Genomic DNA, 13,564 nt, shown 5'->3' on the forward strand with positions numbered 1-13,564 from the left:
TCATAATACGAACTATTTGTTGAACCAGTAGGTGAGCTTGGCCACGATGGCCCTGTTTCTGCTATCAAAATTTCGCATCGGATCGGTAATATAATTATCGGTATAGACCAAAAAGAAATCAGATGCCGGGGCAAAGCGCCATTGCAACCTTGAGTTGATATTTAAGTTCTCGAGTCTATTGTTGTATTGCACAAAGGTGGTCCAAAATAATTTCTTACTAAATGTAAAATCCAGTTTTGGGCCCACTAACCAAAGGTCGGCCGTTTTAAAATCGCCCCCCAGATCAATGTGCGTATAATCGTAATTTAAGGCAATTGAACCATACGGTTGATATCTGTAGGTAAGTTCACCTTGAATACCCTGACGCTTGCCCCCATAAAACCTGCCCATACTGGGGCTTAGCTTATAATAGAATTTTTTACGGGCGTCAGACTCATATTCAAGAGTTACAATAGTATTCTCCGGTTCACTACCTGCTGGAAAAAAAGCAGCGCCATTTTGAATTCGGGTCGGATCGAAATCATTGAGCAAGGTGAAATTCTCATATTCTAAATTGAGCATAAAGGTATGGTTGTTCTGAAAACTTATTTCATAACCTACCTCTAAACTCGCTTCTTCAAGATCAAAATCTTCAATGATAGGATTATCGTCTTTTCCCAGCTTATAAATCCATCTAAAATCGCTCATCAAGGTCATTTGGGCAATTTTATCGGTCTTAGGAAAAAATCGTATATCCATTTCAGGGCTAACCAAAAAGAAATCTCTTCGGGGAACAAAACCCACCTCGGCATCATAACCATCGCCTACCACCATGGCAGCAAGTTCAGTTCTGAATCGCCTGCGATTATACTCGAGTTGGCCCATACCGAAATATTTCATCTCTTTATCGTCAGGCGTAAATGAGCGCATATACGAGGCCTTGCCAGTCCAGAAATTATTATCGGTGTAGAGCCTATATTCTACCCCTGCAATTCTATCATAGGGATCATAGGTCTGACCAAAATTTTTATGACTGAAGCTTTGCTTGTTAATGAAAAGAAAGCCAATATTAGATCTGCTGAAAACTTGGTGTTCAGCCGCAAGAATCGCATAATTATAACTCGGTAAGTCATTTTCCTTCTGTGATGCGGCCTGCATGGCCAAGAGCCCGATTCTAAAATTCTCATTTAATTTCCCGCTCAACCTAGCCCCACCGTAAATCGTGTTCTGTACATTATTTTCCGTTCTTGGATTTCTAGAAATACCTATTTTTCGTGAAAAGAAAGGTTGTGCCCGGTCAGAACCGAATCCGCCGAACAAATCAGCATTTTCTAAAAAAAATTGTCTTTTCTCCGGAAAAGAAATCTCAAAGCGATCCAAGTTGTTTACCTGTTCGTCTACTTCTACCTGTGAAAAATCAGGATTTACCGTTAAGTCTAGATTAAGGCTAGAGGAAATACCGATTTTGGCATCACCCCCAACATTAAAATCGTACTGATAATTTTGCTGTGAGACATTTTCAAAATCTCGATTGATACCCGTGGTAATATATGGAATTAGTGAAATATTCTTACCCGCATTGTTCAAGGGCTCATTCCAAATAATTTCAGCAGTATGATTGAGATTCATCAGATTATATTGCCTGGGAATACGCACGAAACATGATATTTCATTGGTCTGACTATCATTTCTATAAGCATTAAAGCCCCACTTTTCAGCGCCTTCTTTATATCTAATAGAACTGAAAGGAATGGCCAATTCACATACCCAGTACCCATCGTACATTTTTGAATCTCCATACCATTTATTGTCCCAAGACCCATCGAAAGCATCACTGTTCTTGCCCCCGATCGATATCAAGGCCTCTTTCTGTGCCCCTACCGGGTTCATGCTAAATTGAAAGGCATTTGTTTGATCGTAATAGGTGTCGAAAATAAAATTGATATTATCGTTTTGGGAAAATTTAAAATCTCGTTTGAGTGACTCTACCCTAAAGTTATTGCCTGACGTATAGCATTTGGCTGCGATATAAAGATTTTCTTGATCATAACTCAAAAAAACCTCAGTATCGCCTTTGGCCAAAACACTGTCCGTTGGAAAGTACTGGCTGAAATTGGCGTTCTCTTCGGTCCGTTGCCAAGTTAACTCGTTAAGTATTCCATCTATCACTATGTCATCAACGCTTTTTTTTATATGAATTTGAGGCTGTTGTATATTGGTTTCGAAGTGATTGCCATTCTGGGAAAACAACTGCAATGAGACGAGATAACAACACAAGTTCAATAAAAATAGACGCATGGCACAAGTTCTTGGTTCTCTTATTATACTCTATTTCCAGATTTTTATTAATCCATCTTCAGTACCCAATAAAGGATCCGCATCGGGTATAGGCAAGCCGTCAATATTCTCGTCGGCCTTTGGTCTTTCACCCGGCAGGCCTTTGTTTAAATCCCATAATCTACCATCTGGATAGGCCCCGACGACACCCAAGTTCTCACCTCCCAAATTTTTATGGCCTACACCGGCAGGAATAATAATAACATCACCCGCTTCTATCTTAATCTTCTCGCCGTCTTCACCACCTAAATGAACCAATGCACTACCCGAATAAACCCCTAGAACCTCATGAGATATGCTATGATAATGGTGAAAGGAGTAGATACCATTTCGCCAAGAATTACTCCAGTTGTTCTCCAAAAACCTATTTTCCAACCACGAAGCACCACTTCTTCCGGTCTCGGAGAATGCATTTTTATATAGAATCAGTGGATATTTACTGTTAGGTATTTTACCGTCGTCTTTAAAGTAGAGTTTTTTGGGTACGTTATCCATCGCCAGTATATTTTTTGGAAGAAATAGGGCCAGCCCCACCAGACCTGAAGTCGTTAGAAATTTCTTGCGGTTCATAGAATAGTATTTTATTATCTGCTACAGTTTAACAACTCGACCTTCTTCAGCCGATTGGTATGCCGCATATATGACATTCACGCAATCTACGGCCAGGTCGATACCTGCTAATGGCTCTCTATCTTCCCTGATAGAGAACACAAAATCTTCAATTTCTTGCGCGAAACCCCTAAACCAATCTTCATCACAACTAGGTCGATTCCAACCCGCCTTGGTTTCTAGTTTTTCCGTGAAATACTCATCTCCAAATGTATCAGGGTCTACCGCATAGGTTTCGATACCATCATTCAATGTCATATTCGCCTTAATTACCCCATCGGTCATAAAGGCGGTAACCCGGGTATTCAGACCACCAAGACCTACATCACTAACCAATACCGTGGCTCGAGACCCATCTTCGAATCGAATAATGACATTGGCCCAATCTTCTACATCGACCGGATCTGAACTTATCCACCGATGGGCGTTGGCCTTTTTAGCACGCTGGGTAGCCTCTGTATGAATTAAATCTGCCGTGTCTGCGAGAACAGATACAGGTCTAATGCCTTCGCCGATTCTTTTTAAACCTTCAAATTGTTTTAAATACAAACAGGCACCTACGGAGTGTGCCCCCATACGCAAAAGGGCACCACCGCCCATAGATTTCCATTCTTTAGAGAAAAAAGAGTTAGAGCCAGAGTGGTTTTCTTCGGCTCGCAATTCTAAAATTGAACCTTTTGATGCCGCTATGAGGCTTTGCATTTTCAGTATCGGAGGAGAATATACCCAGTTTTCGGCGTAACAAAACTTTACATTATGCTTGAGCACGGCCTCTCGTACCGCTTCTGCATTCTGTTTGGCGCCCTTTCTCATTTTGGCCCGGGCCACATGTAAGCCGATCGGTTCTTTATCTCCTGGTTCACCAAAATAGCCCGTAAGGGGCTTTTCCATAACAATATGTTTACCTGCTTTGGCCGCTTTAATCGCTATTTCATGATGAGATGCCGGTGGAGTACAAATATCTATGATATGAATATCGGACCGAGAAAGCAGCTCATTCAGGTCATCGGTCGCAAAAGAAATATTGTTATCATTGGCATAGCGTTGGGCACTATCTAAAGTTCGAGCACAAACACCTCTGATTTCAACCAAACCTGAGGGCAGCTTTTGATAATTATCAAAATGCATTCGAGCCCCATACCTAGAACCCACCATGCCTATACCTAAAGTAGTGTGACTCATATTACAAGTATTCAGTTTTTGACAAACCTATTGGTGCGATTAAAAAAATTCAGAACCATCTGAAAATCAATTTAATATAAAAATAAAGGAAAATTATTGAAGAAAAACGAAAACCTTTTAAATTCATATTTTATGATCTATAAAGAAAGGGAAAACGATTAAATCGCATTCCCTTTACTACCGAAGCTAACTCAAAAACTATTTTAATATCCGGGATTCTGCGATAATTCCGCTTCCGTATTATTCTGTATTTCAACGTTCGGCACAGGATATAAGTTATTGTGCTCTTGAACTGTCGAACTTGCATAATGATTATATCTTTGGGTTCTATCATATAAAAGACCGAGCCTGTTCAATGTTAATCTTCTTGGCTCTTCTAAGTATAATTCCCTTAAGCGCTCATCAAGAATGAAATCGATATCGACATCAGAAGCACTTATCTCGGATGCGTTTGCCCTTCTTCTGATTACATTAATATCATCGGCTGCCAATGCGTTCTGATTTAAGTTCATATAAGCTTCGGCTCTTAACAACAATGTCTCCGGTAACCGCACAGCGTAATGATCCGCAAAATATCTTCTGGCATTTCCATTGTTTTTTGGACCAACACCTCCAAAGCTATCGATTAAATCTTTATGCTCTTGTGTTGCCAAGGCCTCTTGTTCAGGAGTTAAACTGCCATCGGTCAAGTCAGTATCAAAATGATTATTGATCTGCACCAACTTTAAAAATACCGGGTAGATATATCGATTGGAATCATTTTCAATTGTTGCCGGATTAAGATATGTCTCATAGGCCAGCTTACTATCAGTTCTCAAATCAATTATTTGATTATAGTACACTGACAACGGATTATCTACCCACCACTTACGCAGTATATTTGCATCAGAATTTCTGATATCATTTTCAAAATCGTCCGTACCTACATTATTCCATATTCCATGGGTCACATGTGTAGATGGTCTAAAAAAAGCTTGCCCCCTACCACCGTGATATGTTGATTCATAAATAAATGTTCTTACCCCCAAATTTTCATCTTTGGCAACCCATCTGTTGTATTCAGGCCCAATCATACGTTCCCAGAAGTTAGCATCGCCAGAGGCACGACCATAACCCCCCAAAGTCTCGTATTCAACTTGGTACAACCAAATACCTTCAGTATTGCCAGTAGATCGGTTCTGATTACCAAGTCTGAACAGATCCCAATAGACATCACCCGGCTCATTGGCCCTTGATCCAAAACGATTCTCCATCAACGCATAATTACCTCCATCAATTACTTCACTGGCGCTATCTATAGCTTTCTGATAGTCACCGGTTACGATATACAATTCTGCCAGAAAGTGTCGTGCTACATCTTTGGTCAACCTACCATCTTCAACATCACCTACATTTGGTAAATCAGCTCTGGCCGCTTCGAAATCGTCAATAATCGCTTGCAAGACATCTGCTTTAGGCGTTCTAGTAAAGTCTCTTCTTGCCGCCTGATTTTCTTCTAATAATAAAGGAACATCACCGTATAAATAGACCAATGTTCTATATGCCCAGGCCCTAAAAAAACGTGTTTCGGCCAACAACCTAGTTCTATCTGCGTTACTTTCGAACTCTACCCCTTCGATTCTGCCAATAATCGTATTGGCATTGGAAATCATTTTGTACGCTTCTTCCCATCGTTGGGCAACATCTGAATTATCAGGCCCGAAATCGGTATATTGTGAATAAATGTTTTGAGTGAAGTCTCTTGCATGCCACCCGGCATCTGTACCAAACCACACATCCATATCTACAGGAGAGCCATCATTGTTACCAAAATAGCGTCTTGCCTGATTATACAATTGGGCAACGGAAGCTTCGAAATTTTCGGGAGTTATATATGAGTTATCTACTACAGTGAAATCAATGGGAATTTCTTCTAGAATTTTGTCTTCATCACAACTAAAAACCAAAGTCAATAGAAGTGCAAAAAGGGTATTTTTAATAATTTTCATATTCTATTTCTTTTAAGATTTCTTAATTAAAATGATAAGTTTAGACCTAGTGTATAATTTCGAGTTACCGGTCTTTCATAACTAATTCCCACAGCATTTCCATCTTCATCGGTTATTTCCGGATCGATACCTTTCCATTTTGTCCAGGTATGCAAGTTTTTTCCACTAGCTACCAATGTCAGGTTTTTAATTCCGATTTTATCCATTAAATCACTATTGAATGTATAACTCAATGAAACATCTTGCAATCGGACAAAACTTCTATCCTTAAAGGCTTTGGCCTCAAATTCAGAACCGATATTATCATATCGTAATGACGGGTATTCCGAGTTTGGATTATCCGGTGTCCAATAATCAACTATAACAGGAAGCAATCCATTTACCTTACCTCTACCTGCCGGATCCCACTGAGCTACCCTCCAGTACGAGTTGTTACCTAGGTACCCGTTCTTACCTCCTTGAATCGAATTGATAAACACACTTAAATTGAAATTTTTATAATTGAAGTTGTTCGATATGCCGAAACGATATGCCGGCGCTGTATTACCTAATATTATTCTATCATCAGCTATAGAAACACCCCCCCCATTTTGATCAACTACTCGATAATAACCGGGTTCGTAAATACCGGAAATATCAGCATCACCGAATTGATAAATAGGGTTATCGGGATCAATTTGCAAATCGTAAATAACCCCTAACTGCTCTCCAATAAAGAAACCTGAATTTGGCAAATCGTCTTCTATTCCGTCTCCGTCATCATCTTTTCCTAGCACTGAAACCACTTCGTTTCTATTGGTCGAGAAATTAAGTGCTGAAGTCCACTGAAAATCACTTGTCTGAACATTTATCGAATTAATATTAAATTCAAATCCCGTATTATGGACTTTGCCCAAATTGGCCGCTGCCGTAGAAAAGCCGTTCAGTGATGGAATATCAATATTGATCAAGATATCTTCAGTATCGGTATTATAGTATTCTATATTTCCGCTTATTCTATTATTGAACAAACCGAAATCAAGACCTATATTAAGACCTGTGGTCGTCTCCCATTTTAGACCTGCCGCAGCAATGGTCGAAGTAAACTGCCCACCAACGGTAGTGCCCCCATCACCAAAAACATAAGCGTTATTCTGATCCACCTTGGCCAAAGTTGAGTACCTAGGCAATGCCCTATTGCCCGATTGACCATAAGAACCTCTTAGCTTTAAATTAGAAACTACATTACTTTCTACTAAAAAATTTTCTCTTGAAAGGGTCCATCCTAAAGCGACGGAGGGAAAAATTGCAAATTTATTATCCCTTCCAAACCCTGAAAAGCCATCACGTCGAACAGTTCCGGTGAAATAGTACTTGCCATCATAATTATAGTTAATTCTACCCATTTGATACAAACTACTCTCTTCTTCTGCACCGGATTGAATATCTAAGGTACTTGCTAAACTTAAATCATTAAAGCCTAAGAGCTCGTTGCTAAAATTGGTTCCGCTACTTTCCGTTGATTCTATGTAACGTTCTTCACGACCATAAACCGCCGTAAGATTAAGGTTATGCACATCTTTGATTATCTTATTGTAAGACAAAATATGATCCATCGTCCAATCTTTATTAAAAAATAAATCTTTCGACCCTTGGGATACCCGATCTGAAGTTTTGAACAAATATTGATTATGTTTTCTTGTTCTTGTACTATTATTATAGTTCATTCTGTATGACAGCCCCTCTACCCATGGTATATCTATAATGGTATAAATTGTAGTGTTCAAATGGGTTCTTTTATCATCGTCAAGATCGTTTTCAGTAAGCAACGTGCTATTACCGAAACGTTCGGTTACTTTTGAAACAATATTGCCATCCTCATCATAAGCAGCGGCAAACGGCGAGTAGGTATAAGCTGACCTACTAAATTCTATACCCGAATAATCGGCTGAAGTCACAAATGAATTGGTGCCGATTTTCAACCAATTATTTAATTTTAGTTCTAAATTGACGCGACCGGTTATTTTACTGAAATTATCACCCTTAATTACCTCTTCATTATCTAAAAAAGAGCCCGATACGAAATAGGTAATATTATCTGTACTACCACCAATGCTTAGGTTGTGATTATTTACAAAACCAGTTCTTGTCAACAAATCTTGCCAGTCTACATTAGTACCGTTTTCAAAACCTGCAACTTCTTGAGGATCAAGATCAGCTACAGGATTGTAATCTGGATTGTAATTATCACCTTGAGGATAAGCCTCAGGCCATTTGAAGGCCCTTTTTTGATCTAAATAATCTTCTCTAGAACCATATTCCAATCGATTAGCGTCTTTCTTAAAACTATATCGGGTCGAATAATTAAACACTGGCTTACCTGAGCCTCCACTAACTTTACCTGATTTCGTTGTAACTATAATGACACCATTTGCTGCTTGCGAACCGTAAATTGCAGTAGAACTTGCATCCTTCAATACATCTATCGATTGTACATCATCAGGATTAATATCTTGCAACGAACCTCTAAATATAATTCCGTCTACTACTATTAAAGGGGTGTTGGCACCTTCCGAGCCTCCGAAGTTATTCTGTCCTCTAACCGAGAATGAAACATCACCCCCTGCTTCATTACTGACCCCGACATTTAAACCCGCCACAGTACCCTGCAGCGACTGAACTATACTTGTGTTTCCTTGATTTCTAAATGTTTCAATATCCGCACTTGCTACCGCCCCAGTTACATCTGATTTTTTCTGAGTACCATACCCTACCACCACGACTTCATCCAATAAGTTATTATCGGGTTGAAGGCTGATATTAATATTTGCCCTACCCTGTATAGGCTCTTCAAGAGATTTGAAACCTACATAACTAAATACCAACGTTCCGTTGTTTTCGGCATTAATAGCATAGTTTCCATCAAAATCTGTTGTGGTTCCCCGAGTGGTGTTCTTTATGACAATAGAAACACCGGGGAGTGGTTCACCGGTTTCTGCATCGGTGACGACACCATTTACACTCAGGTCAGCTTGAGCAACTACTGTCGTTAAACTAGTCAAGAACAATAGCAACAAAAGGAAACTTTCTCTGTTGAATTTTTCAATTTTCATATGGTTGGTTGATTACTAGAGAGAAATCATCAATAATACTACCGAACAAGAACCAGCTAAAAGTTTATTTATATCAATTTTTTATTAAAAAAATTAATTAAACAAACTCCAAAAAATTGTACAGCTACGTAATCAACAATTATTCTCTTAAAAATTTACGAAACTAAAATAATAAATAAAAAATAGTAAAATAAAAAAAACGAAGTTTTTAATAAAAAAAGATAATAAAGTGTGTTTTTCACATTTTACTTGCGACAGTATATATAGATTTACAGTCGCTTTTTAAATCAAGCGCAAAATGTAAATTTCAGATAGTAAGACGAATCAGTTCTTTTTAGATTTTAATAGAAGCTGCCAATGTTGATAAGCTAGTTTAGCTATCTGGTTTTCTTGAGGTAGGTAAGACAGATTTAAGTCTTTGCCGTATTGTGGAAGTTCTTTTACGCTGTTGAAAATGCTTGCCCCAAGCCCGGAAATCAAGGCGGCCCCCAAAGCGGAAACATCTGAAATACCAATATTAACTACTGGCTTTTGCAATAAGTCGGCCATATACTGCATAAGAAATTTGTTGGCGGTGATACCACCATCTACATTCAACTCTTTCAGTTGATGACCCGTCTCTTCTTCTATGGCCACTATAACATCTTTAATCTGATACGCAATAGATTCTAGAGCGGCCCTCACCAAATGATTCTTTGTAGTACCGAAAGTCAAGCCATGAATGGAGCCTTTCCAGTCTTTCTGCCAATAAGGCGCGCCCATTCCGCTAAAAGCAGGAATAAGATAGACTCCTTCATTTTCATCCAACGAAGTAGCCCTAGTCTCTATCTCTTCATGTGAAGTAAAAATACCGAGTTGATTTTTGAGCCATTCAAGGGTAGACCCACAACTTACAATAACGCCCTCAAAGGCGTAATTAACCCTACCGTCGACACTATAGCCGATTGTGGTCAACACTCCACTCTTGTTTTCTTTATTGACCTGTTCAGCATTCCATAACATTGAGGATCCCGTACCCAATGTCGCTTTGGCCATTCCGGTTTCAAAACATTGTTCTCCAACGAATGCAGCATGTGAATCACCAATCAATCCCGTTATCGGAATAGGTTGTTCTAAGACCCCATCAAAATCGGAATGCCCATATTGGTCTGCAGATGACAATACTTCAGGTAAGTTGAGCCCTGTTAATTGATAACACTCTAACAGTTCAGCATCCCATTGCTGGTCATATATATTATAAAATAACGTTCTGGAGGCATTGGTGTGGTCAGTCAAGTACTTTTCGCCATTGGTCAATTTAAATAGTAACCATGAATCTACCGTACCAAAATAAGCTTCACCACGATCAATAGCCGATTTTATCAATGAGCTGTTTCTATAAAGCCATATTAATTTGGTGGCAGAAAAATATGGGTCGATGGTCAGTCCGGTTTTCTCATTGACCAATTTTTCAAGCCCCAAATCTTCAAGTTCCTCACAAATAGCCACTGACCGTTTACATTGCCAAACTACAGCATTATGCAAGGGTTTCCCTTCTTTATTCCAAACCACGAAAGTTTCCCTTTGATTAGAAATACCACATGAGAGAATATGGGGCAGCTCTCCCTTATTTTCTTCTTTATAGATGGCACAACATTTTTCCACAGCTTGTATCACCGAACTGTAAATGTCCACTGGATCCTGCTCCACGAAACCCGAGCTGGGGAAAGTGGACTTCAAAGGTTCCGTAGCTTTGGTCACCAACTTGCCTGAGGTATCGAACAGTATGGCTTTGGTTCCGCTTGTTCCTTGATCTATCGCTAAAATAAGGGGTATGGACATTAGGTTATTTTTGGTGCTAATAATTCTTAGGGCTGCTGATCTACTCTTCGTTTGGGTGATTGACCCGATCTAATATTACGGCTATAAGTATGACAAAACCTTTGATGATTTGTTGCCAAAAAGGGGATACGTTCAATAATACCAGACCGCTATTCAAAACCCCGATAATCAATGCGCCCTGTACGGTACCCATAATGGAACCCCGCCCACCGGATAAGGAAGTTCCTCCAATTACTACAGCAGCAATAGAATCTAATTCGTAACTAAAGCCTGCGTTCGGTTGGGCGGAATCTAATCTTGAGGTAAGAATTATGCCTCCTACGGCCGCAAGAATACCTGCTAAAGCATAAACCCAAATTTTAATTTTCGAAATATTCAGACCAGACAAGCGTGCCGCACTTTCATTACCGCCAATCGCGTAAACATAACGACCGAATTTCGTTTTTTTGGTTACAACAACGGCTATCGCCACTACTACGGCAGTTATCCACACAGGCATTGGTATGCCCAAAAACCAACCTGTACCTATAAAGGCAAAATGTTCCCCCAATCCTGTAATCGGGAAACCGCCCGTCCACAACATGGTTGCCCCACGAGCTATAGTCAACATGGCCAGTGTGGCTACGAAAGGAGGTACCTTAAAACGGGTAATCATCCAGCCATTGAACAGGCCTAGACCGCCACCGACCGAAAGACCGGCAAGAAGTGCACCGAGAACCGTAAAACCTATATAAATGTTCAACGAAGGTATCTCAACGCCGTATTTGAGAAGGCCCGCTGCTACTGCCCCACTAAAAGCCAAAATAGAACCTACCGATAAATCGATACCTCTAGTCAAAATCACCAGGGTCATGCCTACAGAGATGCATACATTAACGGATATCTGACGCATAATATTCCAGCCATTTTCGGGGGTCAAAAACTTGTCTGACATTATGGTCAACACTATGCACATAACCAATAAGGCTATGATAGACTGAAACTTTAAAAGCGTGTTCTTTATTGACATTTCTGTTTTATATCGTTACCGAATTTTTTAAGAAATAGCGGCATTCATTATCGCATCTTCATTGGCCTCTTCTTGACTGAATTCTCCCGTAATTCGAGATTCTCCCATAACCAATATTCTATCTGAAATAGCCATTACCTCCGGCAGCTCAGAAGAGACTACCAAAACCCCAAGACCATTCTTGGCCAAATTATTGATGAGATGATAAATCTCGTTTTTAGCATTTACGTCAATACCCCTGGTGGGCTCATCTAAAAACAAAATTTTGGGGGTGGTTGCCAACCATTTAGACAACACCACCTTTTGTTGGTTGCCACCGCTCAGATTTTTTGACAACTGCTTTTCCGAAGAAGCCTTTATCTTCAGGTCGCTCATATAGTTCTTGGTGAGGCGACCTTCTAACTGTTTGCTCAAAAATCCGTTTTTAATGGTCTGATCGATGCTGGCCATACTAACATTCTTGCAAATTTGCATTTGCAGAACCAAACCATCTTCTTTTCGGTCTTCAGGAACTAGCCCCATACCTAGGTTAACGGCATCGGTAACCGATTTGATTTTCACCTCTTCGCCTTCGATATAGATTTTGCCCAACATCAGTTTAGGGTGTAGACCGAACAGGGTTTCCAAAAGCTCTGTGCGCCCAGCGCCCATCAGTCCGAAAATGCCTAAAACCTCTCCTTTTCTCAGGGAAAAGCTCACATCTTTCACCAAAAACTCTGTTTTTTCACGATTCTTGGGCAGTGAAATGTTCTCAACCCTCAACATCTCTTCGCCAATAGGTGATGCCTCTTTGACATAAAGATTCTTTAAATCCCTTCCAACCATAAGCCTGATAAGGTCATCTTTAGATGCATCACTAATATCTTCAATAGTGCCGACCATTTTCCCATCTCTTAAACCGATAAAGCGGTCGGCTATCTTAAAAAGTTCATCCAACTTATGCGATATGTATAAAATGGAAACCCCTTGTTTCTTAAGGTTTGCTATTACCTTAAAAAGATTTTCGACCTCGGTATCTGTGATTGCGGAAGTGGGCTCATCCATAATAACCACTTTGGCATCTTCAAGTAAAGCCTTGGCGATTTCAATTTGCTGCTGCTGCCCCACTCTTAAATCGGCAACCAATGTAGTCGGTGCTATATCGCAATCCAACCGTTGTAAAAGCGATTTCGTCAGCTTGTTCATCTGCTTAAAATCGAGCATACCTAAAGCATCTTCAATTTCTCGCCCTAAGAAAATATTCGCGGTTACCGTCAAATACGGAATAAGATTCAACTCTTGGTGAATGATGGCAATACCCTTTTTCATAGCCTCCTTCGGATTGGAAAAATTCACCTTTTCACCCTTTACAAATAAATCACCTTCATAATCGGGATAAACCCCGGAAAGAATTTTCATCAGGGTAGATTTGCCAGCACCATTCTCACCAACAATAACATTTACCTTTCCTTGATGAACATCGATGGTCACATTATCCAATGCAGTTATGCCACCAAATTTTTTGGTGATACCCTGAGCTGTTAGTATGTGATTATTTACCGACAAGA

Annotated in this window: 8 protein-coding genes; all 8 read right to left on the reverse strand. The window is 39.9% G+C overall.

All coding sequences use genetic code 11. The features are described from left to right. Positions 1–12: 12 nt before the first annotated feature. The 8 genes from IV512_RS09545 to IV512_RS09580 all read right to left on the reverse strand — a co-directional run bounded on the left by IV512_RS09545 (position 13) and on the right by IV512_RS09580 (position 13,562). Entirely contained in the window at positions 13–2,235 is a 2,223-nt protein-coding gene (locus IV512_RS09545; protein ID WP_209402731.1) for a carbohydrate binding family 9 domain-containing protein, read from the reverse strand. A gap of 72 nt (positions 2,236–2,307) precedes the next feature. Continuing rightward, positions 2,308–2,886: a cupin domain-containing protein gene (locus IV512_RS09550; protein WP_209402733.1), complete on the reverse strand. Its 579-nt coding sequence runs from the start codon at positions 2,884–2,886 to the stop codon at positions 2,308–2,310. 21 nt (positions 2,887–2,907) lie between these two features. Beyond that, positions 2,908–4,107 (reverse strand): Gfo/Idh/MocA family protein, encoded by a 1,200-nt coding sequence (locus IV512_RS09555; RefSeq protein WP_209402735.1) that lies wholly within the window; start codon positions 4,105–4,107, stop codon positions 2,908–2,910. A gap of 203 nt (positions 4,108–4,310) precedes the next feature. Beyond that, on the reverse strand, positions 4,311–6,095 hold the full coding sequence (locus tag IV512_RS09560; protein WP_209402737.1) for a RagB/SusD family nutrient uptake outer membrane protein: 1,785 nt from the start codon (positions 6,093–6,095) through the stop codon (positions 4,311–4,313). A gap of 26 nt (positions 6,096–6,121) precedes the next feature. Beyond that, a complete protein-coding gene (locus IV512_RS09565) occupies positions 6,122–9,187 on the reverse strand; it encodes a TonB-dependent receptor (RefSeq protein WP_209402739.1) in 3,066 nt (1,021 codons plus the stop codon). A 324-nt stretch (positions 9,188–9,511) separates the two neighbouring features. Then, entirely contained in the window at positions 9,512–11,008 is a 1,497-nt protein-coding gene (locus IV512_RS09570; protein WP_209402741.1) for a glycerol kinase GlpK, read from the reverse strand. Between the two features lie 40 nt (positions 11,009–11,048). Beyond that, a complete protein-coding gene (locus IV512_RS09575) occupies positions 11,049–12,017 on the reverse strand; it encodes an ABC transporter permease (protein ID WP_209402743.1) in 969 nt (322 codons plus the stop codon). 27 nt (positions 12,018–12,044) lie between these two features. After that, the gene (locus tag IV512_RS09580; protein ID WP_209402746.1) at positions 12,045–13,562 is read right to left on the reverse strand and encodes a sugar ABC transporter ATP-binding protein; all 1,518 of its coding nucleotides are present in this window, start codon (positions 13,560–13,562) and stop codon (positions 12,045–12,047) included. Positions 13,563–13,564: the final 2 nt, after the last annotated feature.

The organism is Pseudozobellia sp. WGM2, from assembly GCF_017810075.1.
Taxonomy (GTDB): Bacteria; Bacteroidota; Bacteroidia; order Flavobacteriales; family Flavobacteriaceae; genus JADNYK01.